This is a genomic window from Vibrio sp. V38_P2S17PM301, assembly GCF_009904845.1.
Lineage (GTDB): Bacteria > Pseudomonadota > Gammaproteobacteria > Enterobacterales > Vibrionaceae > Vibrio > Vibrio proteolyticus.
Genome location: NZ_WXWO01000026.1, coordinates 22,341 through 40,376 on the forward strand (window position 1 = coordinate 22,341; position 18,036 = coordinate 40,376).

Sequence of the window (18,036 nt, forward strand, 5' to 3'; positions counted from 1 at the left end):
GTATATCGATAACCCACGTTCACGAGACGTAAATGTTTTTATCATGCTCAATCTGATGAACGTGTGTACCTGTGCTCAAGTTGTTGCGAAGTACGCGTTGCCGTATTAACCCTTGGGAAAATTATGGTCAAGAATGATGTGATTAGAGTCACAAATATATTTACTTAGCGTGCTAACTAAGTTATATTGCTTAGCACGCTAAGTAATTGAGTGCTTCCGATGATTCAAGACATCAACATATTGCGAGATCTCCCTCTGGCGGAGCAACTGGCCCGTGTTTCCCGGCTATGGAAAATGGTAGCGGACCGCGAACTGGCCCCGCTGAATCTGACCTACCCACGCTGGACGGCGTTGTGGAAGTTGTACCGCATGGGAGACCACATCAGTCAGAAGCATCTGGCTGAAGGTTTGGAGATTGAGCTGGCTTCGTTGATGCGTACCCTCAAATTACTCGAAGAGCAATCCCTCATCACCCGGCACTGTTGTGATCACGACAAGCGAGCGCGCATTGTCAGTTTGACGGATGAAGGCAAGGTCTTGATTACCCAGTTGGAGGCGCGAATTATTCAGGTTCGTCGTACCCTGCTGGCGGAACTCAACGACGATGAGTTGAAAAAATTCAGCTTAATCCTGGAGCAGATTGCCCACAACGCGCTCGATTCACTTAGCGAATAAGTCAGAAATCCAGAAAAAGAGAAGTAAACGTCTATGACTCCAGATCAGAAATTCGCTCGCTGGATCAAGTATTCCTGCGTCGCGTTTGTCCTTGTCTTTGCCTATTTTCTTGTTGCTGATTTAGCAATGCCTTTGACTCCGCAAGCCATGGCGACTCGCGTTGTTACCAAAGTAGCACCGCGTGTCAGTGGACAAATCACTCATCTTTATGTGGCAAATAACCAGGACATCAAAAAGGGGGACCCCCTTTTCCAAATTGACCCGCAGCCTTATAAGCTGGCGGTAGAGAAAGCTCAGCTCAACCTTGAACGTGTCATCCAGAATAACGATCAGCTGGATGCGTCTATCGTCGCCGCCACGGCCGATGTGGAAGCCAGTAAGATTGTTGCCGAACAGAAAGTGCGCGAAGCCAAGCGATTGAACACGCTGTTTCATCGTAACGGTACCTCGCAGCAGCAGCGGGACGATGCCCAAAGTGCAGCGACTGCTGCGCGTGCCAATTTGCTGGCCGCTCAGGCACGCCTCAAAGAGTTGCAAGTCAGCCGGGGTGAGCTGGGAGACCGCAACGTCAATGTTCGTACAGCGAAAAACCAGCTGAAACAAGCAGAACTGAACCTATCATACACCCAGGTGGTGGCGGAACACGATGGTGTGGTGACCAACCTGCAATTGGAATCTGGCGCATACGCTGCAGCCGGTACTCCGCTGGTGGCACTGGTATCTGACGACGTGGACGTGATCGCTGATTTTCGTGAAAAGAGTTTGCGTCATTTCAGCCGAGACAGCCGTGCATTGATCGCCTTTGACAGCTTGCCTGGTGAAGTATTTGAAGCGCGTATTACCAGTTTGGATGCAGGGGTCAGCTCAGGGCAGTTTGATGCAGATGGTCGTCTGGCGACGCCAACAGAGTCCAATCGCTGGGTTCGCGATGCACAGCGCATGCGACTGCATCTGGCGATTGAGCAAGCGCCTGAACATGAGTTCCCGGCCGGAGCGCGTGCAACCGTGCAGTTGTTGCCGGATAACCCGTTGTCGAGTTGGTTTGCCCGCTTACAGATTCATTTCCTGAGCACCTTGCATTACATTTATTAATTGGGAGGTGGTATGAAATTATGGGACCACCCCATGTCTGAAAATGATCTCAGACAGTGTTTACGCATTGCCACCGGGGCGACGATTGGTTTCACCTTGTGCAAAATGTTTGGCTGGAACTACGGTGTGTTTTTTACCGTAACACCGATGCTTCTGCTGGGGATGGTGCCGGTGATGAGCCGGCATGCCGCTCTTCAACTGGTGTTTTCGGCGGTTGTTTGTGGTCTGGAAGTTGGCATTCTAGGGGGGCTGTTTGGTGGTCACCCTGGCATGATGACGCTGATCGTCTTTGGTTTGTTTCTGTATAAATTCGCCTGCATGTCCAAAGGCAGCCTGTTTCTGTTTGGGGCCAACAGCGTCTTGAGTCTGAGTATCATGCTGCATTTTGCCAGCTATCCGACGACCGATCTGAACGACCTGATTTTCAGTAACCTACAAGCCAATATATTGTCAGTTATCGTTGCGTACCTAGTGACCTTTCTGATCCCGGATGCAGAGCCGCGTCAGCCACCAGCGCGCCCAACTGAACCGAAAAAGAATCACCGGATGCGTCATGAAGCACTGATGGGCGCCAGTATTGCCACTATGTCGTTTCTGGTGTTTCAGATTTTTGATCTAAACGATTCTATGTCGGCTCAGGCGACCACACTGTTATTGCTGTTTCCCATGCACTGGAATGGCGCTCTGGGCTATGCACGTAAACGGGCGATGGGAACGCTGCTTGGTGTGACGTTTGGGATCGTCGGTCAGTTGGTGCTGTATGACTGGTCAGATACCTTGTTGTTTGTTGTGCCGCTGTTATGGATCGGGGCGATGATCTTCAGCTATATGCATGTTAAAGAATCAAGCGGATCCGGGGCGGGTTTTGGTGGCTTGACGACGTTGGGCATTTTGTTTGGCCAGTATTTGTCACCAGATGGCGACCTGATTTTCAGTGCGTTGTACCGGGTAAGCAGCATCTTGTTTGCGATTGTGGTGACATTACTCGTCACTTACGCTGTTCACCGATTACTAAATCGTTTTGAAGCAACTCGGTTTAGTCAGCAGTAGCAGCGGTGATGACGATGCGGTTATAAAAAACGGACGCTTTTTTAGCGTCCGTTTTTTTGTTCAGAATGGTGCGTCGACCCGAAAATGCATGCGTTCGTTACTGTAAGGATGATCGAACGCCAGTGATTCTGCATGTAAATGGAGCCGCTCAGCGCCTTCCCCATACAGACCATCACCGACCATCGGCATGTTCAGGCCAAGGTGATGAGCGCAGTGAACGCGCAATTGATGGGTTCGCCCGGTTTTTGGATAGAGATAAAGTTTGGTCCGGCCGTTTGTAACGTCTATCTTTTGCCAATGGGTGTGTGCGGGTTTTCCATGCTCAAAACAGACCAGTTGACGGGGCCGGTCATCCGGATCCCCTCGCATGGGGAGTGCAATATCCCCTTCGTCTTCAATCGGAACGCCTTCGATCAGCGCTATGTAGCGCTTTTCAACCTCCCGGCTGATGAACTGTTTTTGCAAGCTTTTGTTGGCTCGACGGGTAAGGGCAAACACCAGCAGCCCTGAGGTCGCCATGTCGAGTCGGTGGATTACCAGAGGGCCCTCAGCATCAGGAAACATCGCCTGCAAACGTGTGTATGCGGAGTCGGAAATGGTTTTGCCCGGAACCGAAAGCATACCCGATGGTTTATTGATCACCACCATCGCCTCGTCCTGATACACGATCTCCAGTTCCAGATCTTCTGCCCAGTTTTCTTCGAGTGGATTGTCATCAATCGGCATGCCTTGCAGCATATGGCCGAGGATCGGATGACATTTACTGTGGCAGGAAGGATAAAAACTTTTGTGTTGGCGCACTTCTGATTTGGGTGACTGGCCCCACCAGAACTCGGCCATCGCTATCGGCGTAAAACCATGTTTGAATGCGTAGTGCAACAGCTTAGGTGCAGCGCACTCACCAGCTCCAGCCGGGGGGACAGGTGTGTTGGTCTGAGCAAAAATGGCGTTAAGACTTTTCTCTTTCCCTTCAATATTGAGAAAGCGATATTGCTCGAACAACTGGTTCTGTAACGTATTGGACAGCTGAGCGCGTTGAGTTTTGAGTGCTTCAACCTCCGTTTTAAGGGCGTTCAGGCGCTCATTTATGCCAGCCAGTTTCTCGTCCCACTCCAGTTTGAGATATTTCATGACGTTCTTTTCAGCCACACTTTCTTTGCCCAGATTGGCCAGAAAATCTGAAAGCTCTGGATCTTTGAGAGTGACCTCTGCATCGTGACGCTGGCGCTTTCGTTTGGCCCGGGCTGCGATAGCAATCTGGCGCTGCGCCTCAATCGCCTGTGCGGCCATTTGCTGTTGTGTTGCCAATTCTTGCTCTAAGCGGCTGATTTCAGGATTGCTGGCAGCAAGCTGGTATTGTTTGCTCACGGCGGTAATGTCGGCCAGCTCTGTGCGAAAGAAGCCATCTCGTGACAGCATGTCGAACACTGGCGGTACGAAACCGGGGAGTAAGTTTTGATCGGCGATTTTACCGGAAAAGGCCGATAGGTAGCCCAACTCACCATCCGGGCACTTCACCACCAGCACGCCGAACATTTTACCGACGGCCCCCTGTGTTTCCGTTAAACCGAAGTTGTGTTGCCAGTCGGTTTGCGTCAACAAATGTTGCTGTAACTGCCCGGCAGCTAACAGACACAGTGGATGAGGTTGGTAATAAAAAGGAAATGTAAAGCGTTCGGGCAGATCGATGCTGGAGACATCGCTCTGGAAACGGGTAAAGCACTGTTCGGGAGAAGGCATGTTCACGGTGTTGGCTGTTGGGCAAAAATAGGGCCGTAATTCTACCCAAATTGCCGTCATTTTTCACCTTATCCAACTCAATCAGACGCAGAGCGGTTTCTGGTCGAATACGTGAGTGAATGATAAAAAGCGCATGTGGGTATGCAGGTTGTCGTTTAATGATGAAGGTCAGTGTGTTACCACGTCAGTAAGCCTACGGTATGCGATTGGATATCAGCCAGTGGCCCACACTGTTTGGTGAGCGGTGTGTATCGAAGCTGAGATTGGCGATAAGAATGCTCCCTTAACTATTGAACTCTATAAATTATTTCAAATTTGTGCAAAAAACACACAGTTAATAAAATACTCGATAGTTTTTCAAAGTTGAGAATATGTTGCTTCATATGTAAGACTTGTGAATATTTATGGAGTAGATGTTGCCATTTGATAACACGTCTCAATTGGAAAATTAGATTAGTTTCTGATTGTTCATCATTTTTTCCTATATTCCAGCTACCCAATATTGGTTAATTAAAAATATTTATGTCATCTATTGGAATGGCTAATAGTTGTACACGATTAATTTATAAGTTATATAAATGAGCAATAAACCGGCAGGAGGTATAAACGTCTCTAAATTAATTTTACCTATGGCTTAGTAATATTAATAACCAGGTTATAATAAATAAAATGAATATAAGAATGGAAACGGTCAGCGCATTTATAGCTGCAGTGGAATATGGTTCCTTTAGTGCGGCTGCGAGAGTTTTGAATAAAACTCAAGCCGCTATTAGCTTGTCGATACAAACACTGGAAGTCGATCTTGGGGTACAATTGTTTGATAGGTCAGGTAAGTACCCAAAACTGACTGAAAAAGGAGAAAACTTTTTAAAAAATGCGAAAATAATGATGTCGCAATACCAAACTTTTTTAGAAAGATCAGTGGCGGTTTATAACTCAACGGACGTTAAGATTCGCCTTGGGATAGACCCACTATTTTGCGACCACCGGATTATCCAGACCATCAAAGAACTAACGGCTTCTTTACCTAATATTGAGCTGATGATCATGCAACAAAACAGTGTTCGTCTGGCTCAGGAGATCCAGAGTAAAAATCTGGATATTGCCTTGGGGATGTTTGAAAACGAGAACCGACTTAACTTCGAATACGTGTCTGCGTTTGGCATAGACGTCAGTTGGGTCGCGACAAGACACTACATTGAACAACACAACAATGGTTCTAACATATTAAATTATCATGATTTTTGTGAGCAGCGCGTCTTGCTGCCTGTTGCGATGGAAGCATGGCCTCTTCAGCATGTGAAGTCTGCACTGCAAATCTGGCATGTGGAGGACATTCACACCAACCTATCGTTGTGCCGGGAAAGTATTGGCATCAGTTGTTTGCCGGATTTTGTTTTGGAGCATGATCTCAAAAACGGAAATTTAGAAAAAATCGAACTCCCTTTTTTGGAAAAAAATGCTGGCTATTGGCCATCGTCAATCATTTATCTTTCTGGCTCGCAATTGAGCCCTGCGGTGACATGGTTAGTGGAAAAAATTACCAAATTTAATTCCATTATTAACCTGGAAATTGCAGATGAAGTCTAGATAAAAATGATGAGTATAAGTTTTACTTATATTAATCAACTAGGGATTGTCTCCACAGGGCTTTAATCTTAAGTCCTACGAAAAATTATAATTTAAAACTATAAAAAAAAGCCATGAATCAAATAAATGATATTGGTGGCTTGCTGTCGATCTTTTTTAAGAGATGGAATAAATGAGAGCTTTAACTCTAATTGTTGGTTTGGCAGCCAGCACCTGTTATGCCAATACCGATATAAATCAACTCAGGGAAAACTATGTTTTTAAGGCTAGGAATGGAGATGTCAATAATGCATTAGAGGGATTGTCATCCCTTTATCGTCAAACTTTAGATCATAAAGTACTGAATGATTTGATTGCGATTGACTCCTGGGATGGCCAGCTTCAGTTTGCGCTCAGTGCTTGTGGTTCCTGTTCCGCAAACTCACTCAGTCCGCAATCGCTGGAGATACTGGCGAAGGCGTTCCGTAATCAAGGGGAGTTGCAGCGTGCTCAGACGTTTTATTCGCAACTCACTCAGATCGAACCCGCCAACCGTGAGGGGTGGTTGGGGCTGGCTTTGGTCAGTGCAGAGCGCAACGATTTAACGGAGTCACGCCGTGCCTTTAATTATTACCAGCGTCACTTCGTACATAATGGCGATTTTTATCAGACCCAAGTGTACATCGCACGGGCATTGGATGATCAGGTCGGCGAAGTATTTGCGCTCCAGCGCTGGTATCAGGCTGAACCTGACAATCGCGAGGTCGGCATCGCCTTTTATAAGGCGGCGCTCAGATTGGGTGCTGCTCCCGCCGTATCAGATTTGCTGAATTCTCATCCCGATTGGTTTGGCCCGGTGGATCAGTTGTGGTTTGACTACTATGCGGCGACAACGCAACTGAAAAACGGCCGACGGGCTCAGTCTGACCAGGCTTTAAGTCGAAGTGCTCAGAGTTTGCAGCGCCTGCGTGAGCAAATCCCATCGCAGCACCCGCTCTATCGACCGGTAACTTACGATCTGCTGACGGCCTTGGTTGCACTCGAAGATTATCAGCAGGCAGAGCCTGTGGCGCGATACATGGAGCCGTTACCGGATTTGCCGAATTATGCACGCTTAACTCTGGCTGACTACTGGTTGGCGACGGACAGGCCTGAAGCGGCATCAAAGATGTATGCGATGGCTTACGAAAAAGTACCATCCGACTCAGAACTAAAAACCAAGCTGTACAACAGCTATATGGACAGCGAACAGTTTGATGCCGCGAACGCTGTCCTGAAGCAAGCCATTGCTTCAACACCTGCTACCCGCTGGGACTATACCGGCAGCGTCCGGTTGACCAACGACAACTATCAGAACCTGCAACTGTTGAACGCGATGCATTACGCGGCTCGTGGTGATATGCAGACATCGGAGAAGCTGCTTGACCAGTTGTATGCGCAAGCACCCGGCAACCCTTACCTCATCCTGACGATGGGCGATTTTGAGAACTGGCGCGGCAATCAGGACAAGGCCATTGCGTATTATCAACAGGCCCGAGCCCTGCTGGCGGAGGAAAATCATGCTTTGGTCGATAAGGCGACGTTAATGGCGAACGCCGAGCGTGGTGCCTGGGATCAAGTCTCAGAACAGCGTGACGCGATCAATCAGCGATATCCACGTATGGAGACGCGGCAAATTAATCGAGTTATTGACCAAAAAGAAGCGGCATATATTCAGGGGGAGTTTCGCCATGGTCGCTCTGATGGTGCCACCATCAACGCCTCCAAAGATTGGCGGTACGATGCCTATTTGTACAGTCAACGGGCACTCGGAGGGGCGCGCCTGTTTGTACATGACCAACAGAGCTTCGGTATGTTTGACCAACGTGATCTTTATGCCCGGTACTTTGGGCTGGGCGGCGAATGGGTGAGCTATCCATTGACATTGACAGCAGAGCTTGGTCAGGGCGCGAAGCTGAATGAGAAAAGCTATTTCTGGCTTAAAGGTGACTATCGTGGCTCGGATAACTGGTCTTTTTCGCTCAGTTACCGCAACAACTCGGCCGACACTCCGTTACGCGCACTCAAAAACGACACTTACGTGGATGATGTCATCGGCAGTGTGCGTTATCGCTGGTCCGATGCATTGTTGTGGGGCGCCTCTTTCGCTTACGCCGATTTTACCGATGACAACCAACGTTATACCGCACTGACCTGGTTGGATGGGGAGCTGTATCGCAATGACGTCTACCGTCTGCGTAGTGCGTTGTACCTCGGTCAGTCACGCAACGAAGATATCCCGCAGGCCGAGTATTTCAACCCGCTTGAAGATCGTTATGCGTCGCTGAGCCTGACGCAAATCTACCATCAGCGTTTGGCGGATCAATTGAGCCTGGATCATCAACTGGTGCTGTCGACGGGGCCTTACTGGCAACAGAGTTATGGCAGTGAGTGGAACTGGGACGTCAATTATCAGCAGTCCTGGCAGGTATCCCATCGGGCTACCTTCGCCTACGGCGCCGGACGCAGTAAAACCTTTTATGACGGAAACGGGGAGTATAACGACTACCTGTTCGTTAATTTTGTTGTGAGTTTTGCACCATGAATATGTCACAAATCATCATTCTGATCATCGCCGTACTGTCTGTTGCCAGTACTAAGGCGGCCGATTCCAGCATCACACCATCGATTGCAAACATGACAGTGAGTGAAATGGACAATACCCGTACTATTCATCACTTCAACCAACTGGTGCCCCGTCCTTTGCGCAGTGCGCCAAGGGATAACTTATCGTACGTTGCGTTGTGTTATCACGATTTCATTGATCTACGCTTAACGCCGGATGCCAAGATTTTTCCGGACACGCTGACCCGCGACCGATTGGTGGAGCACTTTAACTGGCTTAAACAACAGGGATATCACCCGGTCAGCTTCCAACAAATCATTGATGCTCAAACTGGTAAAGCCCCGTTACCTGACAAAGCTGTACTGCTGACTTTTGATGATGGCTACGCCAGCTTCTACTACACCGTGTATCCGCTTCTCAAGTTGTACAACTTCCCGGCGGTGATGGCGATAGTCGGTCACTGGCTGGAACCTTCTGCGAATGGCATGGTGCCGTATGGCAAGCTGATGATCTCACAAAAGCGCTTTCTCAACTGGGAACAGATCAAAGAGATGCAGGACTCCGGACTGATTGAGATTGCTTCGCATACCTACAATTCGCATTACGGTATTTACGCTAACTCATTCGGGAATGAAGAGCCGGCAGTGACCTCACCAGCTTATGATCCCAAGCAAGGCCGCTACGAAACTCTGACCCAGTACAAACAGCGTTTGCTGAGCGACTTCGAGCAGAGCCGGGACCAAATGGTGAAACACGGTATCCGTCCACCCCGAATCATGGTCTGGCCGTATGGTGCGTACAATCTGGCGGCGCTGGAAGTGGCGGATAAAGTCGGTATGACATACGCCTTGTCATTGGATGAAGGTGTGAATTCGGTGCATGAGTCTGGCCGCAATGTGAAACGTTATCTGATCGAGCAGGAGATTAACCTGGACCGACTGGATGAAATTCTCTCCGGAGAGCCCCAATTTGAAGGCTCCGAACGCATTGTGCATGTGGATCTTGATTACGTCTATTCAGACGATCCGGCCGAGATGAATCGCAATCTGGATATCCTGATTGAGCGGATCAAAGGGGCGGGGATTAATACGGTCTACCTGCAGGCATTTGCGGATCCGGATGGTGACGGCGTGGCGGATGCACTCTACTTTCAGAACAGTTATCTGCCAGTCAGAGCGGATCTGTTTAACCGGGTCGCCTGGCAGTTGAAAACCCGTGCTGGCGTCAAAGTGTTTGCCTGGATGCCAGTACTTGGCTTTGATCTGGGACCAAATTACCAGTACGTCACCGATGTGCGCTTCGGTGCGCCAGATAAAGGGCGTTATCTGCGTTTATCGCCTTTCTCAGTGAAAAATCGTAATGCGATTCGGCAGATATACCGTGAACTGGGGGCATACGGCAAGTTTGCTGGCATCTTGTTCCATGATGATGCTTTCCTGACGGATTTCGAAGATGCGTCTCCGGCCGCTTTGCAACAGTATCGCCGTTGGGGGTTAAACCCTAATGTGACTGCAATCCGAGAGGATGGCGAGCAAATGGCCAGTTGGACTCAGCACAAGACACAATACCTGATTGATTTTACGCTGGATTTAGCAGAAAACGCCCGTCAGTACGCGTCTGGCAGCGGTTCCCCTATGATGCTGGCGCGCAATATCTACGCAGAAGCAGTGCTTAACCCAGCCAGTGAAGCGTGGTTTGCGCAAAGTATGTCTGCGTTTGGCCAGGCGTACGATTACACCGCAGTAATGGCGATGCCCTATATGGAACAGGCAGAGCAGCCGATGGCCTGGCTGCGCAATATTGCAAAGCTGTCATTGCAAAGTGTTCCGGCCGACAAGCTGGTGTTTGAGCTTCAGGCCCGCAACTGGCGCACTGGTAAACCGCTGTCGTCAGAAGAGCTGGCACAGCAGATGAAAATCATCGCGCAAGAAGGCATTCAACACTACGGGTACTATCCGGATGATTTCATTAGCGCACAGCCGGATCTCAAGGTGTTGCGTCCGGTATTCTCCAACTCGGGCAAGATGGAGGGGGCGAAATGAGTGCTGGTATGGACAACTATCACCAGTTCCTGTTGTGGCTGAGTTATTTTGTCTATCTCTATCCGTGCATTATGGCTTTGGTCTGGACCTGTGGCGGTGTGTATTACTACTTTCACTGGGAGTGGGCGCAGCTTAAGGTCGCGAAACAAGGGCCGTTGCAGTTGCCTCACTACCCCAAAGTGTCAGTGATGGTGCCATGTTATAACGAAGGCGCTAACGTCAATGAAACCATTGGTCAGGCGCTGAGACTTGATTACCCCAACTTTGAGGTGGTGGCAATCAATGACGGCAGTAAAGATGACACGGCAGCGCGGCTCGACGAATTAGCGCTGTCTGATCCACGTCTCGTCGTGGTGCATCAGGACAATGGCGGAAAGGCGTCGGCACTCAATCACGGCCTTGAGCACACCAGCGGTGAGTTTTTACTTTGCATTGACGGTGATGCGCTGCTGGATCCACAGGCTGCGCGTTGGATGGTTCAGCGTTTTCTCCATAGCCGCAAGTTGGGTGCTGTGACGGGTAACCCTCGGGTACGAACGCGCTCCACCATTATTGGCAAACTACAGACAGGTGAGTTCTCGTCGATCATAGGTCTGATCAAACGCGCGCAGCGTATTTACGGCACCGTGTTTACCGTCTCAGGGGTGATAGTGGCATTCCGCAAGCAGGCCATTGTCGATATTGGTGGTTGGAGCACCGATATGATCACCGAAGATATCGACGTTAGCTGGAAGCTGCAAATGCGAAACTGGCTGATCCACTATGAACCGTTGGCGCGTTGCTGGGTGTTGATGCCGGAAACGCTGCGTGGCCTGTACAAACAGCGCCTACGCTGGGCGCAGGGGGGAGCGGAAGTATTTTTACGATATGGCTTACCGGCCCTCTATCGTGGCCAAACGCATTTTTGGCCGCTGTTGTTTGAATACATGATCAGTGTTTTATGGAGTTACTCGGTGGTGACGACGACGGCATTGCACTTGTTTGATGCCTATTCCATTGACGAAAATGTCAAAGCGATGGATTTGTTGACCTTTGAATGGTCCGGACTGGCATTGATCTTCGTGTGTCTGCTGCAGTTCTCGGTCAGCATCATGATTGACCGGAATTACGACTCCAATTTGTTTCGCAATTTCTTATGGTGCATCTGGTATCCGCTGGTGTATTGGATGCTGAATGTCGTGACGGTGGTCGTGGCAGTACCGAAAGCGATTTTACGTAAACGCGGTCAGAAAGCCGTATGGGACAGCCCGGATCGGGGGGAGAGTTTCCGCGATGGATAGGACGCAGATGAGTGACAAAGAGCGAAAGCTTCATTTTCACAACCAAAACCGGCTCTACATCATCAATAACAAAGAAAAACGCCGTTTTCGTATAAAACTGCGGGACTCGTTGATCAATACGCTGACTTGGCTTTGCTGGAGTTTTTTACTGCTCCATCCGTTGCTGCATGAATGGCTTTATCCGGATCGTGAAGGAGGGCTTTTATTTGGGATGAATCTGAGTGACATCTTACTGTCGGTCGCCATTATGCTGCTTGGGATCATTCTGTTGTTCCATTTCTGGTCGAAACTGAAACGATTGTTATGGAGTTTGGAGTCACGGTTTAAAAAGCACGACTGATAAGAAAAACGAGCCATTTGGCTCGTTTTCGTTTATTCCGCAAACAGGTAGCGCGCGTGAAAGTTGAGATGATCACCAATAAAGGTCGAGATGAAATAATAGCTATGGTCATAGCCAGGCTGCATACGTAACTTCAACGCGGAGTGATGTACTGCAGCGGCGTCAATCAGACTCTGCGGTTTGAGTTGCTCAACCAGAAATCCATCGGCGTCACCCTGGTCTACCAAAATAGGCAACGGTGATTTGGTCTGGCGGAGCAGTTCGCTGGCGTCGTACTCCTTCCAGCTTTCGGAGTCACTGCCCAGATAGTGACTGAACGCCTTTTGTCCCCATGGGCAGGCCATTGGGTTACTGATTGGACTGAACGCAGAAATACTGCGGTATTGATGCGGATTTTTCAGGCCAATGGTAAGCGCGCCATGTCCGCCCATACTGTGTCCTGAAATGGATTTCACATCGGTAACTGGGAAATTTTGCTCTATGATCGCAGGCAATTCCTGGGTAATAAAGTCATACATCTGGTAGTGCTTCGCCCAAGGCATCTCCGTCGCGTTAAGATAGAAACCCGCCCCTTGGCCCAGATCGTAATTGTCGTCATCGGCGACCTTGTCACCCCGCGGGCTGGTGTCGGGGGCGACAATCGCAACTCCCAGCTCTGCGGCCATATGGAACGCGCCGGCTTTTTGCATGAAATTTTCGTCGGTACAGGTAAGGCCAGACAACCAGTACAAGACCGGAACCGGATTTGCCTGCGTGGCGTTGGGCGGGAGGAAAATCGCGAAGCGAGTGCGGCCTTTGAGCGTATTGGACTCAAATGAATACTGTTTGTGCCAGCCACCGAAAACTTTCGCCTGACTGATATTTTCTAGCGTCATTGGTATCCCCTTTCTGGTAAAACGGTGCCGCCTGACGAGGCGGCAAGTGGGTGGTGCGCTTATTTGTCCATATGGATAACGCTACGGATACTTTTGCCTTCATGCATCAGCTCAAAAGCTTGGTTAACGTCTTCCAGCCCCATGGTGTGGGTGATGAACTCTTGCAAGCCAAACTCACCCGCCAGGTAACGCTCGACAATCTCAGGCAACTCAGAGCGTCCTTTTACTCCACCAAAGGCACTACCGCGCCATACACGTCCGGTGACCAGCTGGAACGGACGTGTTGAGATCTCCTGACCGGCGCCAGCCACGCCAATAATGACGGATTCCCCCCAGCCCTTATGACAGCACTCCAGCGCCTGACGCATCACATTGACGTTACCGATACACTCGAACGAATAATCCACGCCACCATCCGTTATTTCAACGATCACTTCCTGGATCGGCTTGTCAAATGTCTGTGGGTTGATCACGTCTGTGGCGCCCAACTGTTTAGCTAAATCAAATTTGCTTTCATTGATGTCGATACCGATGATGCGTGAAGCACCCGCCATACGTGCACCAATGATGGCTGACAGACCAATTCCGCCCAGACCGAAGATTGCCACGGTGGCACCTTGTTCCACTTTGGCGGTGTTGAGTACGGCGCCCATGCCCGTTGTGACACCACAGCCGAGCAGGCACACCTCCTCAAGTGGAGCGGTTTTGTTCACTTTTGCCAGTGAAATTTCGGGCAATACGGTGTACTCCGAGAATGTAGAACACCCCATGTAGTGATAGATGGTTTCGCCGTTAATGGAAAAGCGTGATGTGCCATCTGGCATCAAACCTTTACCTTGAGTTTCACGTACTGCCTGACACAGATTCGTTTTACCGGATTTACAAAACTTACACTCGCCACATTCCGCGGTGTAAAGTGGGATCACGTGATCGCCGACCGACACGCTGGTAACGCCCTCGCCAACCATTTCGACGATACCGCCCCCTTCATGACCAAGGATTGCCGGGAAGATCCCTTCTGGATCATCGCCAGACAGGGTAAACGCATCGGTATGACACACACCGGTTGCAATGATGCGCACCAGTACTTCACCTGCCTTTGGCAGTTGTACGTCGACCTCTTCCATTTTCAGAGGTTCGCCAGCAGCCCATGCAACAGCTGCTTTAGACTTAATCGAGGTTTGGCCGGGTTTGAGTTCAAGAGCCATTCGAGTTTCCTTTTCATTCAATCAGTAGGGGCTAATCATAGCGCTGAAGATGGGAGGCTACAGCGTCATGAAGTTGGAATACCCAAAAGTATAGACGTTTCAAAAAGGAAGATAATTGGTGTAAATTGAAAATGATTTTTACGTATTTGTAATAATTAAGAGGTGAAAGATTCAATGGCTAGTTGGGAAGGCGTGAGTGAGTTTGTCGCAGTCGCGCAAACACACAGCTTCACAGGAGCGGCGAAAAAACTGAACACGTCGGTTGCTCAGATCAGTCGACGAGTGTCCGCTCTTGAGGAGCGTTTGGCGGTCAAACTGCTGAATCGCACGACACGAAAAGTCACCATGACCGAAGCTGGTCAGCTGTATTTTCATCAGTGCAAACATCTGGTTGAGGGGTTGGAACTGGCTGAGTTGGCCGTCACGCAGATGCAGTCCACGCCGAAGGGACTGCTCAAAGTCACCGCCCCGGTCACCTATGGTGAGCTGCATCTGGCACCGCTTCTTAATCAGTTTCTTGAGTTGCATCCTCAGGTTGATCTCGAACTTATCTTAACGAATCAGAAACTGGATTTGATTGAATCGGGAATTGATGTTGCCATTCGTTTGGGACGTCTGGAAGACTCCAGCTTTATCGCTCGTCGTCTGGCCACCCGTCAGTTACATGTGTGTGCCAGTCATTCGTATCTTGATCGATTTGGTGAACCACATACTTTATCGGAGCTCGCTCAGCATCAGTGTCTGGTTGGGACCAATGAATACTGGCGTTTTCGCGATCAGGGGAAAGCACGCTCGTTTCGGGTGACGGGGCGGGTAAAGTGTAACAGCGGCTTTGCGCTTCGTGATGCAGCCAAGCGCGGTTTGGGTTTGATTCAATTGCCGGACTATTACATCCAGGAGGATCTTGAGTCCGGCGAACTGATCGAAGTGCTCACGGCATACCGTGATGAACGCGAAGGTATTTGGGCACTGTATCCCAACAATCGTAACCTCTCAGCCAAAGTCCGTTTACTGACAGATTTTCTGGTTCAGCAGCTAGGGGGTTAAATCATCGGAATGGTCGAACCAACCAGCATCAAAGCCATGGTGACGTTGAACACTCGGGTACGTTTTGGACTGGTCAGCCATTTCTGCAATTGTGTGCCCGCTAATGTCCAGATAAGCACTGACGGCGCGGTAACAACAGCAAATACGACAGAAATAAACAGCAGGCCACTTACCGACGCATTGGTGTAAAACAAACTGATTGCCGACAATGCCATTGACCAGGCTTTAGGGTTTACCCACTGAAAAGCGGCCGCCGAAAGCAACGTCATCGGACGGTAGTCCTGAGTGACGCTTTTGGGCTTACTAACCGCAATCATCGCTGCCAGATACAGCAAATATGCCAGACTGGCGACTTTTAAGATGTCATGCAGTAATGGAAACGTATTAAAGACTTGGCTGAGGCCGAGGCCGACCGTTAACAGCATCACCGCAAAGCCAATAATGATGCCTATCATATGTGGGATAGTGCGCAGCAGGCCGATGTTGGCGCCCGATGTCATCAGCATGATGTTATTGGGACCTGGGGTAAACGTAGCGACGAACGCAAACAGGGCTAAAGCACCCAGTTGTTGAAATTCCATAGAAAAATCACTCAAAGTTGATGAAAGAAGTGGCGGCCGACAACCCAAAATACTACTTGGCATGAAGCGCAATTGTGTGTTTTTATTTGATGAAATCCGGATTGAACTGCAACTTTTAATGGTTATGGACAGAATAGACGAAAGAATATTGCGTGAACTGAAGTTGGATGGACGAATTGCCAATGTTGAGCTGGCCGAACGGGTCGGATTGTCACCGTCTGCTACATTACGTCGGGTACAAGAGCTGGAAAAAAGCGGGGTGATAAAAGGTTACCGAGCCGTATTTGATGGGACAAAGCTCGGTATCGGTTTTATTGCATATGTTTCTGTTGGATTAGCCAATCACAGCAAACAATCTCAGGTCGGCTTTGAGGAGCATCTGCGTTTTGCCAAAGAGGTGACGGAAATTCACAATATTACCGGTGCGAATGAGTACCTGATCCGTGTAGAGACGCGCGACCTGAATGCCTACAAACGCTTTCACGCAGATGTGTTGGGTGAATACCCGCATATCAATTCGATCACAACCATGGTGGTGATGGACACCCCCAAGGATGAACGCTGAGCCGTCGGGCTCTTACCAACTTGTAAACCAACACAAGACCTATCTCGATGTAAGTGTTAAACTGGTCACGAAATAAACGCAAACGGGTAGGGAGTTGTTATGGAACTTGTGGTGGATACCCACACACATACGTATGCCAGTGGGCACGCATACAGTACTTTGATTGAGAACGCCAAACTGGCCAAACAAAATGGTTTGGCGATGTTCTGTACCACCGACCACTCAGAATCAATGCCGGGAGCGCCCCATTATTGGTTCTTTTCCAACCAGCGTATTCTGCCCCGTTTCTTAGATGGCGTGGCTGTGATCCGAGGGGTCGAATCTAATATCCTGAATACAGCTGGAGAGATTGATATCCACCCTAGTGTCGATAAGAATCTCGATTGGGTTATCGGCAGTTTTCATGAACCGGTGTTTCGTCCATCGGACGTGGCAACACATACTCAAGCATTGATCAATGCAATCAAAGGTGGTCGAGTAGACGCGTTGGGTCACTTAGGGAATCCTAATTTCGATTTTGATTTTCATCGCGTACTGGCTTGTGCGGCGGAACATCACGTTGCGATTGAGATCAACAACACCACGCTAAAAGGCAACAGCCGGGTAGGCAGTGTCGACCGCTGCTACGAGATTGCACAAATCGGTAAAGAGCTAGGCGTGTATTTTACCACTGGCAGTGATGCACACTTTTGCCAAGATGTTGGTAACCTGACTCTGGTCAGTGAGTTGCTTGATCGTGTCGGTGTGAGTACCGACAAAGTCGTTACGCACAGCGTCCAGCAATTCCTCGACTTCCTGGCTGTACGCGGACGAGAGCCCATCGCCGAGTATCAAGAGTTATAAAACCAACATCCCTACAAGAGTGTGGGGATGTTGCTAATTCAGTAAAAATGAGAATGTCCCTTGTTTCCCGTATGCGATTTTTATTGGAAACGAGCACCAAAGTGAGGTGGGATTGGTTTCGTTACTTCTTGGCAATGTCTCGAAAAGATAGGTTGACCGTTCTGTTCTAGTTCCAGGGCATATGTGTCTTTAAATTCTGCAGATATCATGTCTACGATTTTTAATGAATTACTCAGAATATATTTATAGCTTCCACGATTGAAGAAAACTTCTTGTTTTAGAGTTTGTTCTCGTAATAGCCGCCATTGAATTGGATTTTCATTATTATTCACATTTATTTAGAGATAACGAAGTTCCTTCTTTGACCGGTAGTGATGTAAATAGTATATCGATCATATCACCTTTTTTATTTGTAACCCCGAACCAATAAAATGTCATACTCTTATCATTCATCGTTATTTTTACGATAGGAATAGTGTCGTCTATAGATTCAAATGGTATGCTAACTCCACCCAAGCCAATAT

General features: G+C 49.0%; 16 protein-coding genes. 11 read left to right on the forward strand and 5 right to left on the reverse strand.

What is annotated here, in order from left to right; all coding sequences use genetic code 11:
- Window positions 1–219 precede the first annotated feature (219 nt).
- From CAG64_RS06400 to CAG64_RS06410, 3 genes are read left to right on the forward strand one after another with little or no spacing between them, the layout of a single operon-like run.
- Window positions 220–675 carry a MarR family transcriptional regulator gene (locus tag CAG64_RS06400; RefSeq protein WP_161454716.1) on the forward strand — a complete coding sequence of 152 codons (456 nt, stop codon included), beginning with the start codon at window positions 220–222 and terminating at the stop codon, window positions 673–675.
- 33 nt (window positions 676–708) lie between these two features.
- Complete coding sequence (locus CAG64_RS06405) at window positions 709–1,767, forward strand: HlyD family secretion protein (protein ID WP_021706499.1); 1,059 nt, start codon at window positions 709–711, stop codon at window positions 1,765–1,767.
- Between the two features lie 12 nt (window positions 1,768–1,779).
- Window positions 1,780–2,817, forward strand: coding sequence for a DUF2955 domain-containing protein (locus CAG64_RS06410; RefSeq protein ID WP_161457992.1), 1,038 nt, complete (start codon window positions 1,780–1,782; stop codon window positions 2,815–2,817).
- A gap of 60 nt (window positions 2,818–2,877) precedes the next feature.
- Here the strand turns inward: CAG64_RS06410 and CAG64_RS06415 are convergent, their stop codons facing one another.
- On the reverse strand, window positions 2,878–4,557 hold the full coding sequence (locus CAG64_RS06415; protein WP_161458002.1) for an RluA family pseudouridine synthase: 1,680 nt from the start codon (window positions 4,555–4,557) through the stop codon (window positions 2,878–2,880).
- Between the two features lie 681 nt (window positions 4,558–5,238).
- On the opposite strand from CAG64_RS06415, the gene CAG64_RS06420 reads away from it, so the two are divergent.
- From CAG64_RS06420 to CAG64_RS06440, 5 genes are all read left to right on the forward strand, one after another.
- On the forward strand, window positions 5,239–6,147 hold the full coding sequence (locus CAG64_RS06420; RefSeq protein ID WP_021706496.1) for a LysR family transcriptional regulator: 909 nt from the start codon (window positions 5,239–5,241) through the stop codon (window positions 6,145–6,147).
- Window positions 6,148–6,319: 172 nt separating this feature from the next.
- Window positions 6,320–8,710 carry a poly-beta-1,6 N-acetyl-D-glucosamine export porin PgaA gene (gene pgaA / locus CAG64_RS06425; protein ID WP_161488432.1) on the forward strand — a complete coding sequence of 797 codons (2,391 nt, stop codon included), beginning with the start codon at window positions 6,320–6,322 and terminating at the stop codon, window positions 8,708–8,710.
- Window positions 8,707–10,773, forward strand: coding sequence for a poly-beta-1,6-N-acetyl-D-glucosamine N-deacetylase PgaB (gene pgaB / locus CAG64_RS06430; RefSeq protein ID WP_237668217.1), 2,067 nt, complete (start codon window positions 8,707–8,709; stop codon window positions 10,771–10,773). The genes pgaA and pgaB overlap by 4 nt, the downstream gene beginning before the upstream one ends.
- On the forward strand, window positions 10,770–12,053 hold the full coding sequence (gene pgaC / locus CAG64_RS06435; RefSeq protein WP_237668216.1) for a poly-beta-1,6-N-acetyl-D-glucosamine synthase: 1,284 nt from the start codon (window positions 10,770–10,772) through the stop codon (window positions 12,051–12,053). The genes pgaB and pgaC overlap by 4 nt, the downstream gene beginning before the upstream one ends.
- Window positions 12,046–12,393, forward strand: coding sequence for a hypothetical protein (locus tag CAG64_RS06440; protein ID WP_161453332.1), 348 nt, complete (start codon window positions 12,046–12,048; stop codon window positions 12,391–12,393). The genes pgaC and CAG64_RS06440 overlap by 8 nt, the downstream gene beginning before the upstream one ends.
- A 32-nt stretch (window positions 12,394–12,425) precedes the next feature.
- Here CAG64_RS06440 and fghA read toward each other — a convergent pair whose 3' ends face one another.
- Window positions 12,426–13,268 (reverse strand): S-formylglutathione hydrolase, encoded by an 843-nt coding sequence (gene fghA / locus CAG64_RS06445; protein ID WP_021706491.1) that lies wholly within the window; start codon window positions 13,266–13,268, stop codon window positions 12,426–12,428.
- A gap of 59 nt (window positions 13,269–13,327) precedes the next feature.
- Window positions 13,328–14,476 (reverse strand): S-(hydroxymethyl)glutathione dehydrogenase/class III alcohol dehydrogenase, encoded by a 1,149-nt coding sequence (locus CAG64_RS06450; protein WP_161488431.1) that lies wholly within the window; start codon window positions 14,474–14,476, stop codon window positions 13,328–13,330.
- A 174-nt stretch (window positions 14,477–14,650) separates the two neighbouring features.
- Between CAG64_RS06450 and CAG64_RS06455 the strand changes: the two genes are divergently transcribed.
- Entirely contained in the window at window positions 14,651–15,523 is an 873-nt protein-coding gene (locus tag CAG64_RS06455; protein ID WP_161488430.1) for a LysR family transcriptional regulator, read from the forward strand.
- On the opposite strand, the gene CAG64_RS06460 is transcribed toward CAG64_RS06455, so the two are convergent.
- The gene (locus tag CAG64_RS06460; protein ID WP_161488429.1) at window positions 15,520–16,104 is read right to left on the reverse strand and encodes a LysE family translocator; all 585 of its coding nucleotides are present in this window, start codon (window positions 16,102–16,104) and stop codon (window positions 15,520–15,522) included. The genes CAG64_RS06455 and CAG64_RS06460 overlap by 4 nt on opposite strands.
- A gap of 124 nt (window positions 16,105–16,228) precedes the next feature.
- Here CAG64_RS06460 and CAG64_RS06465 point away from each other — a divergent pair, with 124 nt between their 5' ends.
- Together CAG64_RS06465 and CAG64_RS06470 are read left to right on the forward strand one after the other, a co-directional pair.
- Window positions 16,229–16,669 carry an Lrp/AsnC family transcriptional regulator gene (locus CAG64_RS06465; protein WP_040902975.1) on the forward strand — a complete coding sequence of 147 codons (441 nt, stop codon included), beginning with the start codon at window positions 16,229–16,231 and terminating at the stop codon, window positions 16,667–16,669.
- Window positions 16,670–16,768: 99 nt separating this feature from the next.
- Entirely contained in the window at window positions 16,769–17,512 is a 744-nt protein-coding gene (locus CAG64_RS06470) for a phosphatase (protein WP_161453328.1), read from the forward strand.
- A 324-nt stretch (window positions 17,513–17,836) separates the two neighbouring features.
- Here the strand turns inward: CAG64_RS06470 and CAG64_RS23760 are convergent.
- Window positions 17,837–18,036: hypothetical protein (locus tag CAG64_RS23760; RefSeq protein WP_237668419.1), on the reverse strand; the 200-nt coding region annotated here is incomplete at its 5' end.